The sequence below is a fragment of the Acinetobacter sp. 18QD2AZ41W genome (assembly GCF_009829025.1).
In the GTDB taxonomy this organism is placed as follows: Bacteria; Pseudomonadota; Gammaproteobacteria; order Pseudomonadales; family Moraxellaceae; genus Acinetobacter; species Acinetobacter pseudolwoffii.
In genome coordinates, this window is the sequence record NZ_WURP01000001.1 from 602,455 (window position 1) to 625,912 (window position 23,458).

Genomic DNA, 23,458 nt, shown 5'->3' on the forward strand with positions numbered 1-23,458 from the left:
CTAGTTTAATACTTAGACCAAGCCCAATCTCAGGATTGGGCTTTTTTATTTTCAGGATTGATAAGAAAAGAAATAGCATCATGTGAATTCACAAATACCGAGACATGCCATGCAAGCAATTCATTTCTCCTTTATCTATTTTCAGACTATAATTCTGTTAAATTCCGCATCTCCCTTGTTTTTACATTATGAGTAAACACGATTCTTCATTATCTAAAGATCAGTACAACCTGCTGAAATCTTTTAAGAAGCAAATTACACAGCCACATACCCCTGCGGTTGTTGCTGCACCCGTTGAAAAGACTGTCGAGCAAGAAGCTTTAGAAGAACTGGAATTATTCCGCAAGCAAATGCAGGGCGTGCAAAAAATTGAATCGGGAAATACCGTTCAATTGGACAAACCACGCAAGAAAAAACCGGATGCACAAGTTCTGGCAAAGCGTGCAGCGGCGACTGGCCCGATGGAAACAGATGCCATGGCATTATCGGACACGCAGGCCATGCTCAATCCTGTCGGGAGTCAGGCCAACTTGAGCTATCGCATTGCCACCTTGCAGCATAAAGTGTTTGAAGACTTAAAAGCCGGCAATTTACGCTGGTTTGAAGCTGTGGATCTGCATGGCTGTACCGTGGAAGAAGCGCGTCAGGCGGTGCTACAAATTATCCAGATCGCCAAAGATGAAAACCAGAACGTGATTAAGATCGTACACGGTAAAGGCCCGGAAGCGATTTTAAAAACCTATGTGAATGGTTGGCTGCGTCAGCATCGCGATGTTTTGGCTTTTGTCAGTGCGCCTGAAAAACAAGGCGGTACTGGTGCAGTTCTGGTTCTGCTAAAACGTGCAGAAAAGAATCCAAAGTTTAAACAGTAACCGGTTTTCGCCTCAAAACAAGGCATTGTAAAAGTTTTCTGCTACAATGCCGTCCTTGTTCATTCTCAGTTTAAGTGAATACGTCATATGACTATGCAGCAATCCTACGCAAACATTCTTACTGCCGTTGGCGAAGATCTCAATCGCCCTGGTCTCAAAGATACGCCTGTGCGTGCTGCCAAAGCATTTTCATATTTAACCTCGGGTTATAGTCAGACACTTGAAGAAGTTACCAACAAAGCGGTCTTTCCTTCCGACAACCGTGAAATGGTGCTGGTCAAAAACATCGAATTCTATTCCTTATGTGAACATCATTTATTACCATTTTATGGCCGTGTCCATATCGCCTATTTACCAGAAGGTCATGTCTTGGGCCTGTCCAAATTTGCCCGTATTACTGAAATGTTTGCGCGTCGTTTGCAAATCCAGGAAAACTTGACCCAGCAAATTGCAGAAGCAGTGGCGGAAATCACCAAAGCACGTGGTGTCGCCGTGATGATTGATTCTGCACATATGTGCATGATGATGCGTGGTGTGGGCAAACAGGAATCGACCACACGTACAGTCTCTTTTATTGGTGATTTTAAAACTGATAAAGAAACCCGCCGTGAGTTTTTAAGTGCAGTGCCAGAAAGCTACTAAGCCTTAAAAGCCAGTTATTTAAAGCCTCGATCATTCGGGGTTTTTTTAATTTCTTATAAACTGCTCTGGTCAGAGAATATCGATATCACAGCTGCTGTTGACCAAATTTGCATTCGTTATACTTGCAGCTAAACAATTGCTGCTTATCTTTGCAACAAGCCTACATTTAGATACATGATAAAGTTTTAATCCAGTTAGTCCTCGCTTAAAGTAAATTGACGTTGATATACAGCAAACAGCTTTATATCTTTCTGCTTGATTTTTAATGACAAGGAAAATGACCATGGCGAATAGCAAAAACAATCAGGACAAAGACAGCAAGAAATCTGCAAAAACTGCTAAAAAGACGCAAGATGAAAAACTGAAGAAGTCGAACAAAAGCAGTGACAAGGACAGCGATCGCAAAGTCAGCAAAAAAGCTGAAAGTGCTAAATCTAAAGCAGCATCTTCTAAAAAAGAGAATGCCAGTAAAGATGAAAAAGTAAAGGCGAAGAAAAGTGCGAGTTCTAAAGGCAGCGATAAAGCCAAAGACCTGAAAACATCTTCAGCGAAAAAACCGGCTAAAGCGAAAAGCAGCAATAAGAGCAAAGATGAAGACAGCAAGACGAAAAAATCTTCTTCAAAAAAATCAGCACCGGCCAAAAAGCAGTCAAGCACTTCGTCCAAGAGCAAGTCTGACAAAGCCAAAACATCGAAGACCAGTTCGAAAAAGTCAAAGTAAAATCCAAGCCTCATGACTGGGGCTTTTCTTGATCCTGATCTCGGGTGAGTAGATCAGTAGAATTATTTTATATTTTTTAGTGTGTTCTTTATTGAGTGATACCGACCCTTCTAAATATAAGGCAAAGATATGAGTCCAGCAGCCAAAAATCCGCCGCCAAAACGTCAGTCACGGGTGGTGTCGAATAGTTTTGATTATTCTCTGGACTTCGAAAAGATTAATTTTCGCAAACGGCCCGAGTTGTACCGAATTGGCCGAGGAGAACAAGGCGTATTATTGGTGGAGCCTTATAAATCTGAAATTCTGCCGCACTGGCGCTTTGCGGATGAAGAAAAAGCCCAAGCCAGCAGTGACAAAATTTATCAGCTATTCCTAGCTTATTTAAAACAAGATGATTTTATCGGTGCGGACATGGCACGCAAGTTTTTACAGATGGGTTATACCCGTGCCCGCCGTTACGCCAACCATAAAGGTGGTAAAAAATATGATGGGCCGGTTCCGGAAGATAAGAAAGGCTTAAGCGGCGCACATGGCCGTTCAGAATTGCCACGCAGCCACGAAGATCCGGTCAAAGCAGCGGCCGCCAACATTTTTAAACAAAAATGGAATGATGCGAAAAACCATCCAGACTATATTCAGCAAAAGCGAAAATTTCAGGAATTTATCCAGCAACATACGGCAGAGGAATAAAACTTTTAAGCTAGCTGGATCATTGCTGCCCCACTGGATTTGAGGGTGGCTGTGCCATATAGACCCGGTTACGACCGGTATTTTTCGCCATATACAGTGCGGCATCCGCAGCATCTAAAAATCGCTGATAATCCGGATGCCCGTCATAGAGCGTACATCCAATACTGATCGTGATTTTAAACTGTTGTCCTTGCGCGGTTTTAATCATGCCATTTTCAACATATTTACGAATACTTTCGGCAATACTTAAGGCACGTTGTTTATCTGTGTCGACCAGCAACAATAAGAATTCTTCCCCACCGACCCGGAAGGCATAATCACTGCCCTGACTGTATTTTTGCAGCGCTTCGGCAATAAATTTAAGTGCCAGATCACCTGCGGCATGTCCAAATTTATCATTGATACTTTTAAAGAAATCGGCATCCATCGCAAGTAAAGACAAAGGTGTATGATTTTTACGGGAAAAAGTGATTTCACGGGAAATCACCGTATTTAAATAACGGCGATTTAACAACTGGGTCAATGAATCATTGCCTGATTCAATATATTCCGCAACCTGAAATAACTGATCGACCAGCAGTTGAATTTCACGGTTTAAGTCACGGATTTGTTGAATCAGCCCCAAGACATTATTTTTATCCGTACAATCCATGATGGTCTGATTAATTGCATCAATCTGATAAATCCGCTCAATGATTAAATCGACCTGGTCCGAACCGGTAAAAGCATAAGAGGCTTTATGGATAAACCATAAACCGAACTCGGATTTGGACAACATCGGATGCTTTAAATTGTCAGGGCTCGAAAAGACCTTAAACATCAGTTCATTTTCCCAGTCCAGCAATGAGCTGCGCTGTTTGTCTTTTTGTACCGCTACATCCTGCATGGCTGAAAAAACACGGTAACTGTGTTTGATTTCCTGATTCATAGCTGTTTTGGCTTCATAAGAACGGCACATGATTTCTGTGGCAAAGCCCATGATTTGCACAATATAACTGCAGGCGGTCAACATGCTGTTTTGAGAAGATGCTTGCAACAGTTCAAAAACCTTGCGTTCAATTTCGCGAACACCACGTATGATTAACCAAGAAGGTATACCGACCCGGGCATGTACATGTCCAACCATCGCCTGCTTTTGTACGGCTTGCACATAACTCTTGTTGATCGGTACGCTAAAACTTTCTGACAGCCATTGAATCAGGGTATTACGCAAACGCTGCTGAACCATCTGGTCGGTCAGGAACTGGGCCGATTCTTTTTCTAAGAGCATATTCTTATAGAATTCTTCGACCAGAATAACCGAATGTTCCTGAACAAAATGAAATGCATGCAATAGATCATCTGCTGAATAATTCTGACAGATCTGCTTCCATTGTTCGGCCAGCATTGCCATGCATTCATTATTCATACGCCCCATTCCCCAAAACACTGCAATTTGCACTAACATTATGTGACAAATATAACAAAATTCGGGTGCATTAACTAAAATATCGACAAGATTATTCCAATTATACTGATCGATGATTCACAGGAAAAGTTTCGTAAACTAGCCCTTAAAATATATAAGCCGTTTAAAAATAACGGATCAGGCCCAAACTCCATTGATCCCAGTCTTTCGCCTGTTGTTGCTGATATTCCCAAGACAATCGAACCGCATTCTGTGCAGTAAAGGCATATTGCAATTGGGTATTTAGCTTCAGATGCCAGCGATGCGAATCTTCCCAATAAGGCAGTTCCACTTGCACCAGACTGTTGATCGGATCAGTCCAGATATTCTGGCAGCCCAAAGTTGGCCCTGCTCCTACGCGCCAACCCTGATCGAGCGCCTTGCCCGCCTGAACGTGAGTTTGCATTTGTGCATAGCACAAATGTTCGCGGCTCGCATTTGCCCAACTATAGCCCGCTTGGGTCTTAAAACCGACGACGCCATGCTGTTGCTCTTCGCTAAACTGGCCATGACGGTCTAAGGCTTCCTGTGTCCAGCCCAGATTAAAACCCCAAGATAAGGGCGTATTAAATGGATTAATCGGGTTATAGGAATTGACGGCCAGTAAATCCAGATGTTCCAGTTTGAGTTCACTATTACGATATTGTAATGCCCCATCCAGAAACAGCAGTTGTGTGCCGGTACGCAAACCACCCTGTGGATCGATTAAATCATGATAGGCCTGACGATGCCCAAGCTGAACAAAGGATTCACCCTGAACCTGTCCGGCCTCAAAACTGATATTTCGTGCATGATGACTTTGTACTGGATCTGTTTTCGGACGCTCAGGTGCTTGACGCTGTTTCTCGATAGCCAGCTGACTTCTTAAGCCCAATAACTTGCGAAAACGTGGCTGGGCAAAGGACTCATCTACTTTCTGTCTGAGAAAATCCAGATATAGATGATCATAGGCCATTTCCAGCACTTTGGCCTGATCCTCTACCGGATAAGTTTGCAACATTGAAGGCATGGTACCTGTTTCTGCATAAGCCAGCTGATGAGCCTTTTTTGCCAAAGCTTTGCCATGCTGTCTGGACTGAGCCAGCAATTGCGTTTCTAGGGCGGGACGATAAACTTTCTGTTTGATCAAGCCCTGCTGTTCTACCACTTTCAAGGTTTCGATCGGAATGGCAGTCGAATTAAACTGTTTTTGTAAATTTAACTCAGGACGCACCAGATCGAATAGCCCCAGCAGGCGATAAGCACAATTATCATTGATAAAATAATAAGGGAAACTCACCTTTTGCATTTCCCAAAGATGCTGCACCAGAAACCGGGTCTCTTGCGGCGTTAAATTTAATTCATATTCCCATAAATCCCGGCTTTCAAAGTCGCCATATTCTTTGACCTTGCGATAATATGGCATCAGGGAATATTCACCCGGATATTGTCCGGTCAGCCCTTTCCAGGCAAATGACCAATTGTCATTGCTATCGACGGTTGCGGCATAGTTGACGGCATAGGAAATCAGGTTGAGCTGCTGTTGATCTTTGGGATCTAGACGCAACAAGGTATGCCCGAACATCGAACTGGGATTACCCATAAAATCTGTGGCATAAATCAGCGTGGCCTGATAGGGCTTGACCTCAGCAATCCATTGATCAAAATCCGGACAACTCACTTCAGGCAATTGCTGTTCGGAAATATCCAGCTGCTGCATTAACCAGCTGCTTCGGGCCGGAAACTTGCAACGGATGGACTGATTCGGTTCCGCACTGCCAAATAAGGCCTGAATATTATGCTGTATTTCTTTTTTGAGATCAGTCTTTCCCTGCTCTGCCAGAAAATAGCCTGAATAATCGACCTCGCTGTGGCCTTTAGAATTGGCATACATCAGACGCTGCCAGGTGGTGCTCTGATCCAGACGTTTGCTTTTGGCCTGATCGAGATAATGCTGGATATCTGGATTAATTTCGTTTGCAAAACTTAAGGGACTGAAGGCCAGACCCAACATGAAGAACGCATATTTCATTCAGTTAACTTATTCTCGTCAATTTCTTTGAGTCATAAGAAAAACCCTGCCAGAGCAGCAGGGTTTTCAAAGTGCGGATCAGATGTAAGATTTCAATACTTCATCTTTGGCCATTACTGTTTGTAATGAACTCAGAACTTGAAGGGTATTCTGGTTTTGTTCGGAATAGATTTCAGAAAAATTCTGCTTGGAAATGTTAAAGAAATGGCCTTTGTCTTCAGATTTGATATTCAGAAGTTCGGCCAGAACATTCAGGCTTTCACCTTCGCCCACTGCCATATCACGCGCCAGTGCTTCAGCATTTTCATTGGTAAAAGTCACCACTTGAGCGGTGACTGTTCCACCCTGGCTACAACCCAAAGTACCAAACGTGATCCCGAGCCATTGATTCGTGAAAAGAACGTTGGTGGTACCTGCTAAAAGTTTAGGAATAATACCAGTCTGACCGGCCCACACCTGACTTCCGATACCACAGCCGACATCTCGGTCAGCCATCGCCATACTTGAACCAGTCGCTAATACTGCCGCCAGCATAATTTTTTTCAACATACTTATTCTCCAGTTATTCTCATGCAATCTTTGTTATTACTCTCATTATGTAATTTGACTTACACACTCAGCAGAGTAGCGATAAGTCAGGTTTGGCGCAATCGAAAAAATGCATGCTTTACATAAACATAACCTGAATAATTTCATTACTCTTTCAGCGTCCAGTCGCCATGTAAATTGCGCTGCCCTAAAATCTTCAGTACCAAGACCAGACTCAGCAATAACAACAAATACCAGGACCCGAGTTTGCCCCAGCCCACCATATGCCATTGTTCAATCTGACTTGGATAGAGCCAGATCTGATAAAAGGTACTGATGTTCTCGGCAATCCAGATGATAAAGGCCAGCAGCAGCAAGATCGGTAACATTGGCAACTGAAAAGCGTGCTGATTCAACTGAAAACGAATTTTAGTTTTCCAGAACATCAGCACGCTCCAGACAAATAAAAGCATGCGATAGTCAGGAATAAAAAACTTGCTCATAAAGTTGATATAAGACAACACCGCCAGCAGCAACATATGGCGAAAGCCTGGCAACTTTTCAAATGAGACCTGATATAAACGCAAGGAACGCGCAAAAAAACTGCCGACCGCAGAATACATAAAACCGGCAAATAAAGGCACGGTCATAATTTTAAAGATTGCCGGTTGTGGATAATACCAGGAGGCAATCGCAGGATGGGTCAGAAAGATTTCCATCACCATGGCCATGAGATGAAACAGCGCAATCACTTTGGCTTCGGCCCAGGATTCCAGTTTGGTATAAAGCAGCAGCACCTGAATGAGCAGGGCAAAAAATAACAGATAGTCATAACGGTAAAAACCGTAAAACAGATCACTGCCCATGGCAGCAGTGAGTGCAAACGCCAGCAGGAGCAGAATCCCGAATAAGGCAGCCGAAGCTGCCTTATAGGTAAATTCAAACCCTGATTTGAATAGATCGATCAAGGTTTAAATCCTAAAGATATTTAGCACTATACTCATGTACGGTATCAATAAAGGCTTTTGGATTGGCTGGATCGACCCACTGGGTAATGCCGTGGCCGAGGTTTGCTACATAACCGGTTTTTTCACCATTGGCATAAGCATCATCCAGCATGGCTTTGGTCGCCTTAATAATAGTTTCCGATGAACCATATAAAGTCGCAGGATCCAGGTTACCCTGAAGCGCAGCACGACCCGCAACGGTTTGACGTGCTACATCCAGTGGTGTGGTCCAGTCCAGACCAAAGGCATCTGCGCCTGTAGCGATCATCGGTTCCAACCACTGACCGCCACCTTTGGTAAACAGAATTACTGGAATCTTGCGGCCATCTTTTTCACGGTGCAAGCCAGCAACAATCTTCTTCATATAGTTGAGCGAGAATTCAATATATTCACGATGTGCCAGTGCGCCGCCCCAACTATCAAAAATCTGTACCGCTTGTGCACCTGCATCAATCTGCGCATTCAGATAATCAATCACGGCATCGGCTAGACGTTCCAGCAAAGCATGCAGCACTTCAGGCTGTGCATACATCATATTTTTGGTGAAGCGGAAATCTTTGCTTGAACCGCCTTCTACCATATAAGTCGCCAAGGTCCACGGACTGCCAGAGAAACCGATCAGAGGAACCTGGCCACCCAAGGCTGAACGAATGGTCGACACTGCATTCATCACATAATCCAGATCCGATTTTGCATTAAAGGCTGGCAGATTTGCGACATCCTGCTCGGTACGGACTGTTTTATGAAATTTAGGCCCTTCACCCACTTCAAAATACAATCCTAAACCTAAAGCATCAGGCACTGTCAAAATGTCAGAGAACAAAATCGCGGCGTCCAGATCATAACGGCGTAAAGGCTGTAAGGTCACTTCACAGGCCAGTTCAGTATTTTTGCAAAGAGAAAGGAAATCTCCTGCCTGAGCACGCGTTGCGCGATATTCTGGTAAATAACGGCCCGCCTGACGCATCATCCATACCGGAGTGGCATCTACAGGTTCACGCAACAAGGCGCGCAGAAAACGATCATTTTTTAAGGTCGTCATTTACTTTCCTATCTATCTTTGATATTCGCCATATCATAACAAAAAGGTTGTATTTTTAATAACTTCTGCTGACTTTAAAAACCGATCAGCTTAAGCGGCCAAATGTGATATTTTACACAAAACAACTACTGCATCTCCACATTTTTTCTGTAATACTTATAGTGTTTTTTCACATTTTTAAAGAAATAATTTTAAGGTTGATTTACATGTTCGTTCGCACAATGCTCGCTGTGAGTTTAGGTTGCATTTTCGCAGGTACTGTTTTTGCTGCGTCTACTGCTGAACAACCATTGAACCCGCAAGTTGTTACCGATGTTTCAGTCCAGGATCCAATTGATCCACTCGCGACTGAAGCTTCAGCCGCCCAAGCACCGGCTGAAGCCAAAATTACGGCGCAAGAACAACAAGACTTAAATCAGGCCTCTGAAGCACTGAATGAGCTACAAGATACCGAAGACCAATCTGCTGATATTGGTGCAGCGCCAAATACCAAGGCCCCGACGAACTCTGCTGCGACCAAAGCTTCGTGGACTTTAGACGGCTTAAACAATGCCCAGTGGTATGAAAACATTGGTGCAGGTCAATTTCCGGTCTACGCACGTGCACATGTCATGCTCAACAATGCCCACGCTTCACCGGGTGCGATTGATGGTACCAGCGGCAAGAACACACTGAAAGCAATTGCCTCTTTCCAGCAAATGAATGGCATCAAGCCAAATGGCGTACTGACGCAAGAAACCTGGGACAAACTGGTGGCACGTCAGGGTTCCAAGCCGACCTTTGTAGAGTACACCATTACTGAAAAAGATCTGGCAGGACCATTTGCCAAATCGATTCCTTCAGATTATGCGCTACAGGCTAAAATGAAAGGTTTGTACTACACTAGCGCATCTGAAATGCTCAGTGAAAAGTTCCATATGGATGAAAACTTCCTGAAGAAGTTGAATCCAGGTGCTAATTTTAACAAAGTCGGCCAAAAGATTCTGGTGACCAATGTTCGTAATGAGCTACCAGAAGGGATTCACTTGATTGTTGCACATAAAGGTGCCAAACAACTGTACTTATTTAACAGTAAAAATCAAATGATCGGCTCATTCCCTGCCAGTATCGGCAATACCAGTACGCCTTCACCAACGGGTACTTATAAAATCACCGGCGTTGCACCAAATCCTTGGTATAGCTACTCGCCAAGTAACTTTGTTCAAGGTAAAAACACCAAACCACTGTCTCTACCACCAGGTCCAAACGGCCCGGTCGGTAATGTCTGGATTGGTCTCAACAAAAAATCATTTGGTATTCACGGCACACCGAATCCGTCCATGATTTCTAAATCCTATTCACACGGTTGTATCCGTCTGACCAACTGGGATGCCAATGATCTTGGCCGTAAAGTCAAATCTGGCGTAACTGTTCGTTTCTTAGAATAATGATCCGTAAAATGCTTTGAATAAAATGGCCCGCTTTTCAGTGGGCTTTTTTATGACTTGATTTTAAGCTGATATATCGTTGCAAAAATGCAATGATATGTCGCCTATTTGAGATTTTTTTGAGCTTAAAACAACAGTATGATGATCTCAAGTTGAAAATAAGATCGAGATGAAATCATGAAGGCTTTTCTACATCCTAGCGAAAATCGTGGTCATGTAAAAATGGGCTGGCTGGAGTCTAAGCACAGCTTCTCATTTGGTAACTGGTATGATCCCAAGTATATGGGGATCAGTGCCTTACGTGTTATTAATGATGATTTAATCGATGGGCATCAGGGTTTTGGAACCCATCCCCATGACAATATGGAAATCCTGACCTGCGTACTGAAAGGCACCATTACTCATCAGGACAGCATGGGCAATCATGGCGGCATTGCTGCGGGTGAATGGCAGCTCATGAGTGCCGGAACAGGTATTCGCCATAGTGAAATGAATCAGGGCGATGAGCAGGTACATTTACTGCAAATCTGGATTATTCCCAATGAACAGGATGCCAAACCGAATTATCAGCAAATTCGTCTGGATCCGCATGAGCAGCCCAACCAGTGGCATTTGATTTGTGGACCGAATGGCAATGCGCCAATGCATATTCGTCAGAAGGCTGAAGTCAAAACTGCGGTAATTCAGCAAGGTCAAAGTTTGCAAGTGCAGGCCACCCAGCAGATCAATTATATTCATGTAGTTTCTGGCACTGTGCAGATTGCAGAACATAGAGTTGAGGCGGGTGGTGCAATTGCTTTTCTGGATGACTCAGCGATTCAAGCCATCGATGATGCGCAAGTGATCTGGTTTGATTTACCAGAAGTGCCTCACTAAGTTTTAAGGCTCTCACCCATCATGGCTATTAATCACTTTGATGAATAGCCATTTTTTATGAATCGAGAATAAAAGTAGACAGAAGCTTTATCAGAAGATAATTTTTTAAAAACAGCTATAAAAATCACACCAATTCACATCAGTTTTTTACTTAAAATTCTGGCATTTCAGGCGAAGATGAAGCTGATTCATTTCTATTGAATGAACGCATCGCGAATGGCTGATCTGGTCATGGTCTTATATGGGATTCAACGTCTATCCAGCTTTGTATTGATTTTACGTAAACCAAAGAGCAACGCTTATGAACCAGATTTTAGAAATTCAGAATCACCAGCAACATGCTCTGCATTTTTTACTAGCGTTTTTAAAACAACAAAACTATCAGTTCACAGCTATTACTCCGTTGTCGCATCAACGGATTTTGGATCGTAAAAGAAACGAGAAAAATCAGGAAATAACCCTGCAGGATATATTTGGCTGGAATCTGGAATTTAGCAAAACCAATCTTGATCCGGTTCTTTTTTCCTTGCTGGCAAAACAGCAACTTCTACAGGTTCAGGATGAGCAATACACCAGTCTGGTCAGGGTCGCCTCACTGGAAGGTGAACTCTTTATTCACTCTTCCTTTCCAACCACACAACAAGATGCTGTTTTTTTTGGTCCCGATACTTATCGCTTTGTCTATCATCTCAAGCAATATCTAGCCACCGAACCTCGCCCTTTCAAACGGGCTGCTGAAATATGCTGTGGCACCTCTGCTGCTGCCATCAGTATCGCCAAATACTTTCCAGATCATGAGGAAATCTTTGTAGCAGATCTAAACCCCAAAGCCTTGCTCTATAGTCAACTCAATATTGATTTTTCGGGTTTTACTTCAATCTCTCCGGTGCAAAGCAATTTATTTTCCAATCTTGAAGGTCAGTTTGACCTGATTTTTGCCAATCCACCTTATTTAATTGATCCTGAGCAACGGCAATATCGACACGGAGGTAATGAGCTCGATGGCAATGAATTAGCTTTTAAAATTATAAAACAAGGCCTGCAAAGGCTAAATTCAGGCGGCCGTTTATTTTTATATACCGGCGCTACCATCACACGAAATGGCAATCGATTTTTACAGTATCTGCAAGACCTGATGCAGCAGCATCAAAATATTCACTGGTCTTATGAGGAAATTGATCCGGATATTTTTGGTGAAGAATTAGAGCAACCTGCTTATCAGCATGTGGAAAGAATTGCTCTGGCTCTGATTAAGATTGAAGTATGCGATTGAAGAATATCTGTTTATAAATTATCGACTTTTTAAATATCGAACCTCTTTAAGATCCGTTTATTTTAAATCATTCTGTAAAATTCATCAGCAATAAAAAACCCCAATCTTTCGATTGGGGTTTTTAAAATTTGGCGGAAGCGGTGAGATTCGAACTCACGGAGGACTCACACCCTCGTCGGTTTTCAAGACCGGTGCATTAAACCGCTCTGCCACGCTTCCATGGGCGCAATAATACGGCGCTTTTATGTAACTGACAAGTGAAAGTTACAGTGAATCTGATTAACTGCATATAGTTTCATCAAATCCCTACAATTTGGCGGCCAATTCGGCTCCTTCACGAATGGCACGCTTGGCATCCAGCTCGGCAGCCAGTTTAGCCCCACCAATAATATGATATTGTGCCAAGGTATTTTCCCCGGCAAGTGGCATCAAATCTTTTACCGACTCCTGTCCTGCACACACCACAATACTATCCACACGCAATAATTGAGCGTGGCCATCCACCTCAATCCATAAGCCTTCATCGGTAACAGATTTATATTGCACACCGCGCAACATGCGCACCGCGTGTTTTTTTAATTGGGCACGATGTACCCAGCCTGAAGTCTTGCCTAGGCCTGTGCCAAGCGGTGTCTTTTTACGTTGTAATAAATAAATTTCACGAATAGGTGCTTCAATTTCTGCACCTTGCATGCCGCCTTCACTGACATAATTTGGATTCGGGTCTACACCCCATTCACGTTTCCATTCATTCACAGCTTGCGGCTGTACCTGATGCGGCGGCTTTAACAAGAACTCGGACACATCAAAACCAATACCGCCTGCACCAATGACTGCAACACGATCTCCGACTGGCGCACCGCGTAGTACTTCTGCATAAGACAAGACTTGCGGTGCCTGACTGCCTTCGATCTTAAGCGCTCGCGGCACGACACCAGTCGCGACAATGACTTCATCAAAACCTTCACGTTCCAGCTGTTCACGGTTCACTTGGGTATTTAATCGCACATCAACGCCGGTTTTTTCCAATTGGACTTTAAAATAACGAATCGTTTCGTGAAACTCTTCTTTCCCCGGAATGACTTTAGCCAGATTAAACTGTCCACCCACTTCATGACTGGCCTCAAACAGCGTCACATCATGCCCGCGACTGGCTGCGACTGTGGCCGCAGACAGCCCTGCAACACCACCACCGACCACTGCAATACTTTTGGCTTTTTTGGTTTTGACATAGACCAGTTCGGTTTCATAGCCGGCACGTGGATTGACCAGACAGGTTGCGCGCTGGTTTTTAAAGGTATGATCCAGACAGGCCTGATTACAGGCAATACAGGTATTGATTTCATCAACACGATTGGTCGCGGTTTTATTGACCCAGAAGGCATCTGCCAAGAATGGACGTGCCATCTGCACCATGTCTGCCTGGCCGGAAGCCAGAATTTCTTCAGCAGTATCTGGCATATTGATCCGGTTCGATGCAATGACCGGCACCGCCACGTGCTTTTTCACTTCAGCGGTATAATCGACAAAAGCTGCACGCGGTACAGAAGTCACAATGGTGGGAATACGTGCTTCATGCCAGCCAATACCGGTATTGAGTAAAGTAATCCCCGCCTTTTCCAAAGCTTTAGCCACGGTAATCACATCTTGCATGGTATTGCCATCATGTACCAGATCCAGAAGCGACAAACGGAAACAGATAATAAATTTTTCGCCAATTTCCTCACGAATCGCTTTGACAATTTCTACGGCAAAACGCATCCGGTTTTCGATCGGGCCACCCCAACGGTCAGCACGCTGATTGACATGCCGGCTTAAAAACTGATTCAGCAAATAGCCTTCAGAACCCATGATTTCTACGCCATCATAGCCGGCTTTTTTGGCAATACTGGCCGTTCTGACATAATCCTGAATGGTATTCAGAATCTGTTTATCTGACATTTCACGTGGTTTAAAGGGAGAAATCGGCGACTTGATCGGGCTGGCCGAGACCACAAAAGGCTGATAGCCATAACGTCCGGCATGCAGAATCTGCAACAGAATTTTGGCACCATGCTTATGCACTGCATGCGTCACCAAACGATGCGGCGCAATGTCCCCCAAAGTATTCATGGTACCGCCCGCCGGTAACAACCAGCCTTGACGGTTGGGCGATATTCCACCCGTAATCAGCAGACCTGCGCCACCCTTTGCACGCTCACCAAAATACGCAGCCAGTTTGGGATAATTATAAAAACGATCTTCTAGGCCAGTATGCATCGACCCCATCACCACCCGGTTCTTAATGGTGGTAAAACCCAAATGCAGTGGCTTTAAAATGTTGGCATAGCGCGTCGTAGTCATAACAAATCCCTGATTATATTTGGCTGAGCAAGTCATTCCCTTACTTTAACTGATTTTCAGTGGCTTTTTATGACCCGGAGTTCAGCATTTTCAGGCACAAATATCAATCTTTAGAAGAGGATCACTTTCTATTTGGCGGATTAATCCTGCCATTGTCGCGCGCTAGATTTCCATAATGCAATCACGCCCAATACTGTACCAATCGGAAAACTCAGGAGCATCAGGATGGCCATAATTCTGGATAAAGTCCGTCCTGAACCATTGCCCTGTTTGACTTTGATGCTGGCCTGTATATTAAAAAATACCAGGCCGCCTAAAAGCAGCAGCACCATACCTAAACTCAGCGTAGAAATACTGGCTTGCTGATATTCCAGATATAAAAATACCAGTGTACTAAAACCAATCAGACCGGCATAAATCCCATGCAACAGTGCCAGCGTTTCATTCTTGGTTTTAGGATTTAAATTAGGTAAGGGTGGGATATGAGTCGCCATGCATTTATTCCTGTTTTATCTGAGTTTTTAACTTTATTCGGCTGAATATAGCGAATTTTTAATTTTTTAGCAGGATTCTGCTCAAAATCGTGCAATTTATGATTATTTAAGCCTATTGAATATAGATTTTAAAACGAGTTTTTCTTTTCTAAAGCAAACCTAAATAAATTAATGATACAATTGAGACAATATGTATTTTTTCAGGCCACCAATTCTGGCGTGCCTATTTCATATCATTAGGATGAACAATGTCTGATAATGCAACTATCTTGCAGAATGTCCCAGTAGGTAAAAAAGTTGGTATTGCCTTCTCTGGTGGTCTAGATACTTCTGCTGCTCTTTTGTGGATGAAACAAAAAGGCGCTGAACCTTATGCTTACACAGCGAACTTGGGTCAGCCAGACGAAGACGATTACGATGCGATTCCAAAAAAAGCTGAAGCTTATGGCGCAGTAAAAGCACGCTTAATCGACTGCCGTTTACAGCTTGCATTAGAAGGTATTGCTGCAATTCAATGTGGCGCGTTCCACATTTCAACTGGCGGTGTTCCTTACTTTAATACGACTCCTCTTGGTCGTGCTGTTACAGGTACCATGCTTGTCACTGCCATGAAAGAAGATGACGTCAATATTTGGGGTGACGGTTCTACTTACAAAGGTAACGACATTGAACGTTTTTACCGTTATGGTTTGTTGACCAACCCTGCGCTTAAAATTTACAAGCCTTGGCTAGACCAAACCTTTATCGATGAGCTTGGCGGCCGTGCAGAAATGTCGCAGTTCCTGATCGACAACGGTTTTGACTATAAAATGTCAAAAGAAAAAGCCTACTCAACAGATTCAAACATGTTGGGTGCGACCCATGAAGCCAAAGATCTTGAATACCTGAATGCGGGCATCAAAATCGTGGATCCAATCATGGGCGTTGCCTTCTGGAAAGATGACGTAGAAGTTAAAGCTGAAGAAGTATCGATTACTTTTGAAGAAGGTTTCCCTGTTGCGATCAACGGTCAACGTATCGAAGATCCAGTTGAATTCATTCTTGAAGCAAACCGTATCGGTGGCCGTCATGGTCTAGGTATGTCGGATCAAATCGAAAACCGTATTATCGAAGCAAAATCTCGCGGTATTTATGAAGCTCCGGGTATGGCGCTGCTTCATATTGCTTACGAGCGTCTTGTGACCGGTATTCATAACGAAGATACCATCGAACAATACCGCATCAACGGTTTACGTTTAGGCCGTTTGTTATACCAAGGCCGCTGGTTCGATTCTCAAGCGCTGATGTTGCGTGAAACTTCACAGCGTTGGGTGGCTAAAGCCGTGACCGGTACTGTGACTTTAGAACTGCGTCGTGGTAATGATTACACCATCATGAACACTGAGTCGCCTAACCTGACCTATGAAGCTGAGCGCTTGACCATGGAGAAAGGTGATTCTATGTTCTCTCCAATGGATCGTATTGGTCAGTTGACCATGCGTAATCTGGACATTACCGATACCCGCGCAAAACTTGGCATCTATACAGAAACTGGTTTGCTTGCAGTGGGTACAGCATCTGCTGTTCCACAACTGAAAGACAAAAACTAAGTTTTGTTTTTGTTAAAAAACCGCTCTTGATGAGCGGTTTTTTATGGATAGTTGTTCTTGATGTTTAAAGCATCGAACCATTGGCGGTATCTGAATTGACGGAACGAAGTGATTGATAATAAATCTGATTGCGCCCAAGCTGCTTGGCACGATACAGCGCCTGATCTGCAATTCCCAATAATATATCTTTATCAGTATCTGTTTCACCACGATAGACGGTAATGCCTAAACTGATGGTAATATGTCTCGCAACCAAAGATTTTTCATGGGGAATTTCCAGACGGTCAATCGCCTTGAAAATATTTGAAGCTACGGCATAAGCACCATGTGCATCTGTTTCTGGCAATAACACAACAAACTCTTCCCCGCCATAACGCGCCACAAAGTCCATATGACGGATCGCATTCTTGATGGTTCTGGCAATGGTTGAAATAACATCATCGCCTTTCTGATGCCCATAAAAATCATTATAGTTTTTAAAAAAGTCCACATCGATAAACAGGATCGCCAAGGCAGTGTCTTCACGACGGGCCCGTTCAAAATACACTTCAAGCGTTTCATCGAAAGTTCTCCGATTGGAAATCTTGGTCAGTTCATCATACTGGCTTAAATGTAACAATTCGGTGGTATGAATACGCTGGATCTGCTCACTGATTCTGGCCCGGATACTGTATAAAAAAATCACACGCTCACGCGCGAAAATCATATGACTAATTACATAACCCAGTAAGCAACTCCCAATCAGAATTCGCCCAAAAACCAGCGGATTAAAGTCTATGGCCATGATTGATAATACAATAATGGTCGTTGCTGCAGCGACCAGTCCGGTGACCAGCATCTGTACAGGCTTAATACCGGTCAGGATATAACCCAGAATATAAATAATGGTGACGATTGCCATCGACTGATGTTGTAACGCTGGGGTTTTAACCAACATCGTGATACAGGAAATCGACACCAGCATCCAGAATACCAGCAGCATTGAAGCTTGCGGAAAAAAGCGCTTGATCTTGGGTAAACAGGAAAACATATAAAAGAGAATTAATGACATACCGCCATTCAGTAGCCCGAACATAGACAGCACAAAATCATGCACGAAATATTCTTTACTGATAATCCAGTAATCTGTGGGGATCATCACCACCAGAAAAATAAAATAAGCCAATACCCCACCCCAAACATATTTTTCGACATGTTTGCGGGCACGTTCCAGATTTTTTGTCCAGAATTCCTGTTCCAGATGTTGAGGGAAGACCGGGCCTACACGCTGACTTTGCCGTGTAATTAATTCTTCTATGTTTTCCTTGTCATCTTGTAATTTCGCTAAACTGTACTTGTATTCCATTGCAAGTATTTATGTAATTTTTTTAGTAATTTTAAAATAACATACTTTTTCAAATTAATTTATAGATATCCCTTATTTTGTAGCCCTTTCTCATTACCATTTTTGCTATAGATGGATTATCATTTGTTTTATTTGTTCGACTGAATTTGCCTTGAATACGATTACGATTCTCCAGCCAGATGATTGGCACGTTCACCTGCGTGATGGTTTAGCACTTCAACGTACTGTTCCCGATTTAGCCAGACAGTTTTCTCGCGCAATCTGTATGCCGAATCTGGTACCACCCGTTAAAACCGTTGAAGAGGCCAATGCCTATCGTGAACGCATCATGGCGCACGTACCTGAAGGGATAAATTTCGACCCGCGTATGGTGCTGTATTTCACAGACAACACCCCGGCAAGTGAAGTTAAAAAGATCAAAGAATCTGCGCATGTCAATGCCATCAAGCTCTATCCTGCGGGTGCAACCACCAATTCTGATAGTGGTGTCAGCGACATGAGCAAAGTGTATGGCGTAATTGAGCAGCTTGAAGAGCATCAGGTACCTTTATTGCTGCACGGTGAAGTGACACATAATCATGTCGATATTTTTGACCGTGAAAAGCGCTTCCTGGACGAAGTCCTCGCACCCTTGCTCAGACAGTTCCCTAAGCTGAAACTGGTGTTAGAACACATTACTACCAGCGAAGCAGCAAACTTTGTGCTTGAGCAAGACCGTAATGTCGCTGCAACCATTACGCCGCAACATTTATTGTTCAACCGCAATGACATGCTGGTGGGTGGCATCAAGCCGCATTTCTACTGCTTGCCAATATTAAAACGTCAAACCCATCAGCAAACCTTGCTGGAAGTGGCGACTAGTGGCAATCCTAAATTTTTCCTAGGCACCGACAGCGCACCACATTCAAAAAATGCAAAAGAAAATGCGTGTGGCTGTGCAGGATGTTATAGTGCGCCGACTGCCATTGAGCTGTATGCTCAGGCATTTGATCAAGTGGGTAAAATTGAACGTCTGGAAGGTTTTGCCAGCCACTTTGGTGCAGACTTCTATGGCCTGCCACGTAATACCAGCACCATTACACTGGTTAAAGAAGATCAAGTAATCCCTGAAAGTTTAGACTATTTGGATGGTGAACAGATTATTCCGCTCTATGCGGGTAAAACCATTCAATGGAGAAAAGTGTGACAAATGAAACCCTCCCAATCATTGGTCAACGTTTTCGTGGATTCTTACCTGTAGTTGTCGATGTCGAGACGGCAGGTTTTAATGCACAGACTGATGCATTGCTGGAAATTGCGGCCATTCCGATTGTTTATAATGAGGATGGCCAGTTTGTGCCGGGTCAAGCTTACCATGCACATATCAATCCTTTTGAAGGGGCCAACCTCGATCGTAGGTCACTGGAATTCATCGGCATTGATCCGTCAAATCCGATGCGAATTGCCATGGCTGAAGATGAAAAAACCGCATTAAAGCGTATTTTCAAATCGGTCAATGACGTGCGCCGTCAGCAAAACTGTACCCATGCGGTTTTGGTGGGTCACAATGCACATTTCGATTTAGGTTTTGTTCAGGCAGCAATTGCCCGTACCGGCACCAAAAACCAGAACCCGTTCCATAGTTTTTCTGTGTTTGACACGGTGACCTTGAGTGCGGTGATGTTTGGTCAAACCGTACTGGCGAAATCCTGTATTCAGGCCGGGATCGATTTTGATGGAAAAGAAGCTCACTCTGCGTTATATGACACACAGAAGACGGCTGAACTGTTTTGCTATATTTTAAACAAACTCGCGCCTCACCTGCTTGACACTCTGGTGGCGGATCAATAAGATACCGCCATCTTCTAAACGTCCCTATCGTCTAGAGGCCTAGGACATCGCCCTTTCACGGCGGTAACCGGGGTTCGAATCCCCGTAGGGACGCCATCTATTTTCCTCTCTTTTCATATTTTTATTTTTCAGCGACTTAATCTGCTTAAATCTTACACATTTAAAGCCCAATTAATGCAAATAATTCTCATTACTATTGATTGTAGCAATCAAGTTAATGATAATCGCTTTCATTATCTTTCAAAGATTTAACCTTCTCATGCGTTTTGCCTACTCTTCACTTTCACTTGCTATATTGGCAGCTTTATCAACCTCTAGTTTCGCAGAAGAATCCAGTTATCAAGAATCTGCCCCCAATGAGGCAACGCTTAAGTTCAACACGATTATTGTCAAAGCTCAGCAAGCGAATGAAGTTGGGAAAACGGTTTATAGCAAAGAAGATTTAGCAAAAATACCGAATAGCTCAAAGAATATAACTGATTTTTTAAAGGTGAATCCGAATGTGCAGTTTAGCAATGAACATATTGCAGCCAACTCACAAGCTGATTTAAAACCGGCTGAAATTTCGATTCATGGTGCACAATCATTTAATAATAAATTTGTGATTAATGGCGTCAGCAACAGCAATAACCTCGACCCTGCTGGTTCAGGAACAACCAACTACGGTGCAGTGTCTGGCGGTTCACAAGGTGTGGCAATCAACACCGATTTATTGTGTAATTTAGAAGTATTAGACAGCAACATTAGTGCAAAACACGGTGGCTTCACCGGTGGTGTGGTTCAGGCAGAAACCTGTGCGCCTAAATCTGAAATTGGCAAAGTCCATGGTAGCATCACTTATGACTATACAGAAAGTGACTGGAACCGCTACCACTTAAAAACTGATGCAGACAAAGGACTCTTTGAAGGTGCATCAACCCAGTCAAACCAAAAAGAGTATGTTCGCCAAGGTGTTAGTGCCAATATTTTTGCTAAACTTTCAAAGGTTTATGGCTTAGATCTCTATGCTTCACAACGTAAATCAACAATTCCTGTTGAAAGTGGCTTACCTGCACCAAAACAAATTGATCAAGAAAAACGTAATACCAATGTCGGTGGAACCTTGTATGTCGATCCAAATGCAGACACCAGTATGAAATTCGGTTTCGCTTTAGGTGATTTGGAAGACAATACTTACGCAGACAAACGTCGTAACTCTCACAGCAGCACCAATAATCAATCAGCTTTGATTTTCGCAGAGATGCAACAAAAACAAGATTGGGGACAATTAATACACCAGCTCAATTACCAGCAAATTGACAATGCACGTGAATCATCATCTGATCGCGGTGTGAACTGGATGTATGCAGCAGGGAGCAAAGACTGGGCAAATACTGAAAAAGTATGGGAAGGTGCAACCTCTGCAGATATTGATTTAAAACAATCTTCTGTGAGTTATGGGTTAGATGCGCTATTTAATAACTTTAAATTTGCAGACACCGACCATCAAATCAGCGCCGGTTTTGCCTATCATTATGATGATGTGCAATGGGAACGTACCAAAGATTTTTCAACTTTCTATGGCGTAACATCAGGGAAAACCCAAAACTTGTTTGATCTTAAAGGTCAACAATGTCAAATCAATGATCCCCTCTGCGATGAAAATACCACAGCTGTATTCCTGAACAATAAAGTCCCTACGGTCTTTGATGGTCAATACTTTAAAAAGGGCAATATATACAAAGCAGGCAGCTTTGCTGGTCAATATCATCAAGCAGCCTTGTATCTAGAAGATAATATTCGCTGGAACAACCTCAATGCCCGTTTAGGTGTGCGTGCTGATTATGATGAATCAAATAATAATCTTAACTTTGCACCACGTAGCAGCATTAGTTATCAGCCTTTTTCCAATAAATTATTAACCCTGACTTCAGGTTGGAACCGCTACTATAATGCCCCAACATATATGACGGACTTGCGTCAACATCTGACCTCATTAGATTTTGACATCAGCCGTGCTGATCAAAATTCTGAATGGGTTGAAGAAGTAAAAGTTTCAGCCAATGATACACGCCGCAAGGATCTTAAAACCCCATTTGCAGATGAATTTGTCCTTGGGTTTAATAGCCAATTTAAAAACACCAATCTCAGCTTAAAATGGGTAAATCGTCAGTATGATGATAAAATCACCCGTAATAGAACTGATATTCCAAACGACTATTTTACTTATTCTTATGAGTTTGATAACAGCGGTTATGGCGAAAATGATACCGTAACGCTAGAACTTAATACGATTGAGCCACTTAAATTTAAAGGCACTCAACATGATTTAGGCTTAGCAGTCAATTACTCGGATGTGTACCGTAGCGCACCAGATTATACGGAAAACTTTACCGAAGAAGATCTTCAGAAGCTGATTTCCTTTGATGGCAAAATTATGCCTTATGGTGACCGCCCTGCATCAAACTATAACCAACCGATTACTGCACGTGTCATGTGGAATATTGGCTTTGATTCTCTTCCTTTAAAAATTTCCAACTTCTTTAGCTATAAAGACACCTATGAGCAAGTGCTAGAAGCGAGCTCTGCTGACAAAGTGGTGCATGATGGCGTTAAAATCGATACTTATACGCTACAAGATGTAAAACCTCGTTTTACATGGGATGTGCGCACCACCTATGATTGGAAAGTTTCAAAAGATTATTCAGCGATTTTTGGCTTAACGGTAAATAATATTACTAACCGCAATAATTTATATGTGAATGGAAGCAAACTGTACTCTGAAATCGGCCGCCAGTTTATCGCCGATGTCACTTTCAAATTCTAAGTTTTATAGAGAGCACTCCGGTGCTCTTTTTAATTTGCTTAGGCTATAATTAATGCAATTTCGTACTTTGTCTATGTGCCATGTTAAAAAAGATCTTACTGGTTTTACTGATTTTAGCTCCTTCACTGCTTTATCTTTATATCGTGAACCGTGAAGAGAAAGTAGAAACACCTGTCGAGCAGACTGCTCCTGCGCATAACTCGACAGAATACCAAACACCCGATCATTAAAATCTGGCTGTTTTAAACTCCTGCCAGCCGCGGGAGTTTCATTTTCCGCCTAAATGACGAGCAAATAAGCCCAATCATTCGACTTATTTAAGCCCTCAATAAAATTAATGCATTACTCCTGTTTAATGTTTGAACTTTTAGCGCTTTTTTATATAAAAGCCTTTTGACAAAAACCAATTGAGCCCTTAATATACGCATCACCTCGCAACGTCCCTATCGTCTAGAGGCCTAGGACATCGCCCTTTCACGGCGGTAACCGGGGTTCGAATCCCCGTAGGGACGCCA

Annotated in this window: 20 protein-coding genes and 3 tRNA genes; 14 read left to right on the forward strand and 9 right to left on the reverse strand. The window is 43.1% G+C overall.

Features of this window, described 5'->3' with window-relative positions; genetic code table 11:
• Positions 1-188: 188 nt before the first annotated feature.
• From GVV58_RS02845 to GVV58_RS02860, 4 genes are all read left to right on the forward strand, one after another.
• Entirely contained in the window at positions 189-872 is a 684-nt protein-coding gene (locus tag GVV58_RS02845) for a Smr/MutS family protein (protein ID WP_074383030.1), read from the forward strand.
• Positions 873-965: 93 nt separating this feature from the next.
• Positions 966-1,514 (forward strand): GTP cyclohydrolase I FolE, encoded by a 549-nt coding sequence (folE, locus tag GVV58_RS02850; RefSeq protein ID WP_005096407.1) that lies wholly within the window; start codon positions 966-968, stop codon positions 1,512-1,514.
• A 283-nt stretch (positions 1,515-1,797) separates the two neighbouring features.
• A complete protein-coding gene (locus GVV58_RS02855; RefSeq protein WP_005096405.1) occupies positions 1,798-2,235 on the forward strand; it encodes a hypothetical protein in 438 nt (145 codons plus the stop codon).
• 129 nt (positions 2,236-2,364) lie between these two features.
• Positions 2,365-2,925: a DUF4385 domain-containing protein gene (locus GVV58_RS02860; RefSeq protein ID WP_100357216.1), complete on the forward strand. Its 561-nt coding sequence runs from the start codon at positions 2,365-2,367 to the stop codon at positions 2,923-2,925.
• Between the two features lie 19 nt (positions 2,926-2,944).
• On the opposite strand, the gene GVV58_RS02865 is transcribed toward GVV58_RS02860, so the two are convergent.
• From GVV58_RS02865 to hemE, 5 genes are all read right to left on the reverse strand, one after another.
• A complete protein-coding gene (locus tag GVV58_RS02865; RefSeq protein ID WP_159515956.1) occupies positions 2,945-4,333 on the reverse strand; it encodes a diguanylate cyclase in 1,389 nt (462 codons plus the stop codon).
• 163 nt (positions 4,334-4,496) lie between these two features.
• Positions 4,497-6,383: a DUF4105 domain-containing protein gene (locus tag GVV58_RS02870; protein ID WP_159515957.1), complete on the reverse strand. Its 1,887-nt coding sequence runs from the start codon at positions 6,381-6,383 to the stop codon at positions 4,497-4,499.
• 78 nt (positions 6,384-6,461) lie between these two features.
• Entirely contained in the window at positions 6,462-6,932 is a 471-nt protein-coding gene (locus GVV58_RS02875) for a DUF3015 family protein (RefSeq protein ID WP_005096400.1), read from the reverse strand.
• A 146-nt stretch (positions 6,933-7,078) separates the two neighbouring features.
• Positions 7,079-7,879 carry a DUF817 family protein gene (locus GVV58_RS02880; RefSeq protein WP_005096399.1) on the reverse strand — a complete coding sequence of 267 codons (801 nt, stop codon included), beginning with the start codon at positions 7,877-7,879 and terminating at the stop codon, positions 7,079-7,081.
• 10 nt (positions 7,880-7,889) lie between these two features.
• Complete coding sequence (gene hemE, locus GVV58_RS02885) at positions 7,890-8,960, reverse strand: uroporphyrinogen decarboxylase (RefSeq protein ID WP_074383035.1); 1,071 nt, start codon at positions 8,958-8,960, stop codon at positions 7,890-7,892.
• A 206-nt stretch (positions 8,961-9,166) separates the two neighbouring features.
• Here hemE and GVV58_RS02890 point away from each other — a divergent pair, with 206 nt between their 5' ends.
• The 3 genes from GVV58_RS02890 to GVV58_RS02900 all read left to right on the forward strand — a co-directional run bounded on the left by GVV58_RS02890 (position 9,167) and on the right by GVV58_RS02900 (position 12,536).
• Positions 9,167-10,387 (forward strand): L,D-transpeptidase family protein, encoded by a 1,221-nt coding sequence (locus GVV58_RS02890; protein ID WP_005171817.1) that lies wholly within the window; start codon positions 9,167-9,169, stop codon positions 10,385-10,387.
• Positions 10,388-10,564: 177 nt separating this feature from the next.
• Complete coding sequence (locus GVV58_RS02895; RefSeq protein ID WP_159515958.1) at positions 10,565-11,263, forward strand: pirin-like bicupin family protein; 699 nt, start codon at positions 10,565-10,567, stop codon at positions 11,261-11,263.
• A 301-nt stretch (positions 11,264-11,564) separates the two neighbouring features.
• Positions 11,565-12,536 carry a class I SAM-dependent methyltransferase gene (locus tag GVV58_RS02900; RefSeq protein ID WP_159515959.1) on the forward strand — a complete coding sequence of 324 codons (972 nt, stop codon included), beginning with the start codon at positions 11,565-11,567 and terminating at the stop codon, positions 12,534-12,536.
• Positions 12,537-12,665: 129 nt separating this feature from the next.
• Here the strand turns inward: GVV58_RS02900 and GVV58_RS02905 are convergent.
• The 3 genes from GVV58_RS02905 to GVV58_RS02915 all read right to left on the reverse strand — a co-directional run bounded on the left by GVV58_RS02905 (position 12,666) and on the right by GVV58_RS02915 (position 15,373).
• Positions 12,666-12,755 (reverse strand) — tRNA-Ser (locus GVV58_RS02905).
• Positions 12,756-12,842: 87 nt separating this feature from the next.
• Entirely contained in the window at positions 12,843-14,879 is a 2,037-nt protein-coding gene (locus tag GVV58_RS02910) for an NADPH-dependent 2,4-dienoyl-CoA reductase (RefSeq protein WP_159515960.1), read from the reverse strand.
• Between the two features lie 140 nt (positions 14,880-15,019).
• Positions 15,020-15,373, reverse strand: coding sequence for a hypothetical protein (locus tag GVV58_RS02915; RefSeq protein WP_100534377.1), 354 nt, complete (start codon positions 15,371-15,373; stop codon positions 15,020-15,022).
• A 248-nt stretch (positions 15,374-15,621) separates the two neighbouring features.
• Between GVV58_RS02915 and argG the strand changes: the two genes are divergently transcribed.
• The gene (gene argG / locus GVV58_RS02920; protein WP_100328771.1) at positions 15,622-16,962 is read left to right on the forward strand and encodes an argininosuccinate synthase; all 1,341 of its coding nucleotides are present in this window, start codon (positions 15,622-15,624) and stop codon (positions 16,960-16,962) included.
• Positions 16,963-17,026: 64 nt separating this feature from the next.
• Here argG and GVV58_RS02925 read toward each other — a convergent pair whose 3' ends face one another.
• Positions 17,027-18,307 carry a diguanylate cyclase gene (locus GVV58_RS02925; RefSeq protein WP_159515961.1) on the reverse strand — a complete coding sequence of 427 codons (1,281 nt, stop codon included), beginning with the start codon at positions 18,305-18,307 and terminating at the stop codon, positions 17,027-17,029.
• Positions 18,308-18,458: 151 nt separating this feature from the next.
• Here GVV58_RS02925 and pyrC point away from each other — a divergent pair, with 151 nt between their 5' ends.
• From pyrC to GVV58_RS02950, 6 genes are all read left to right on the forward strand, one after another.
• Positions 18,459-19,493 (forward strand): dihydroorotase, encoded by a 1,035-nt coding sequence (gene pyrC, locus GVV58_RS02930; RefSeq protein ID WP_034608601.1) that lies wholly within the window; start codon positions 18,459-18,461, stop codon positions 19,491-19,493.
• The gene (rnt, locus tag GVV58_RS02935) at positions 19,478-20,137 is read left to right on the forward strand and encodes a ribonuclease T (protein ID WP_034608604.1); all 660 of its coding nucleotides are present in this window, start codon (positions 19,478-19,480) and stop codon (positions 20,135-20,137) included. The genes pyrC and rnt overlap by 16 nt, the downstream gene beginning before the upstream one ends.
• Positions 20,138-20,157: 20 nt before the next feature.
• Positions 20,158-20,233 (forward strand) — tRNA-Glu (locus GVV58_RS02940).
• A gap of 163 nt (positions 20,234-20,396) precedes the next feature.
• The gene (locus tag GVV58_RS02945; protein WP_159515962.1) at positions 20,397-22,943 is read left to right on the forward strand and encodes a TonB-dependent receptor plug domain-containing protein; all 2,547 of its coding nucleotides are present in this window, start codon (positions 20,397-20,399) and stop codon (positions 22,941-22,943) included.
• 80 nt (positions 22,944-23,023) lie between these two features.
• Positions 23,024-23,173, forward strand: a complete 150-nt coding sequence (locus tag GVV58_RS15420) for a hypothetical protein (protein ID WP_167381251.1) — start codon at positions 23,024-23,026, stop codon at positions 23,171-23,173.
• A 209-nt stretch (positions 23,174-23,382) separates the two neighbouring features.
• A tRNA-Glu gene (locus tag GVV58_RS02950) sits at positions 23,383-23,458 on the forward strand.

Bases quoted from the DNA above. Each gene is read 5' to 3' on its own strand.
- GVV58_RS02845 (WP_074383030.1), top strand. From the start codon at position 189: ATGAGTAAACACGATTCTTCATTATCTAAAGATCAGTACAACCTGCTG.
- folE (WP_005096407.1), top strand. From the start codon at position 966: ATGCAGCAATCCTACGCAAACATTCTTACTGCCGTTGGCGAAGATCTC.
- GVV58_RS02855 (WP_005096405.1), top strand. From the start codon at position 1,798: ATGGCGAATAGCAAAAACAATCAGGACAAAGACAGCAAGAAATCTGCA.
- GVV58_RS02860 (WP_100357216.1), top strand. From the start codon at position 2,365: ATGAGTCCAGCAGCCAAAAATCCGCCGCCAAAACGTCAGTCACGGGTG.
- GVV58_RS02865 (WP_159515956.1), bottom strand. From the start codon at position 4,333: ATGAATAATGAATGCATGGCAATGCTGGCCGAACAATGGAAGCAGATC.
- GVV58_RS02870 (WP_159515957.1), bottom strand. From the start codon at position 6,383: ATGAAATATGCGTTCTTCATGTTGGGTCTGGCCTTCAGTCCCTTAAGT.
- GVV58_RS02875 (WP_005096400.1), bottom strand. From the start codon at position 6,932: ATGTTGAAAAAAATTATGCTGGCGGCAGTATTAGCGACTGGTTCAAGT.
- hemE (WP_074383035.1), bottom strand. From the start codon at position 8,960: ATGACGACCTTAAAAAATGATCGTTTTCTGCGCGCCTTGTTGCGTGAA.
- GVV58_RS02890 (WP_005171817.1), top strand. From the start codon at position 9,167: ATGTTCGTTCGCACAATGCTCGCTGTGAGTTTAGGTTGCATTTTCGCA.
- GVV58_RS02895 (WP_159515958.1), top strand. From the start codon at position 10,565: ATGAAGGCTTTTCTACATCCTAGCGAAAATCGTGGTCATGTAAAAATG.
- GVV58_RS02900 (WP_159515959.1), top strand. From the start codon at position 11,565: ATGAACCAGATTTTAGAAATTCAGAATCACCAGCAACATGCTCTGCAT.
- GVV58_RS02910 (WP_159515960.1), bottom strand. From the start codon at position 14,879: ATGACTACGACGCGCTATGCCAACATTTTAAAGCCACTGCATTTGGGT.
- GVV58_RS02915 (WP_100534377.1), bottom strand. From the start codon at position 15,373: ATGGCGACTCATATCCCACCCTTACCTAATTTAAATCCTAAAACCAAG.
- argG (WP_100328771.1), top strand. From the start codon at position 15,622: ATGTCTGATAATGCAACTATCTTGCAGAATGTCCCAGTAGGTAAAAAA.
- GVV58_RS02925 (WP_159515961.1), bottom strand. From the start codon at position 18,307: ATGGAATACAAGTACAGTTTAGCGAAATTACAAGATGACAAGGAAAAC.
- rnt (WP_034608604.1), top strand. From the start codon at position 19,478: ATGGAGAAAAGTGTGACAAATGAAACCCTCCCAATCATTGGTCAACGT.
- GVV58_RS02945 (WP_159515962.1), top strand. From the start codon at position 20,397: ATGCGTTTTGCCTACTCTTCACTTTCACTTGCTATATTGGCAGCTTTA.
- GVV58_RS15420 (WP_167381251.1), top strand. From the start codon at position 23,024: ATGTTAAAAAAGATCTTACTGGTTTTACTGATTTTAGCTCCTTCACTG.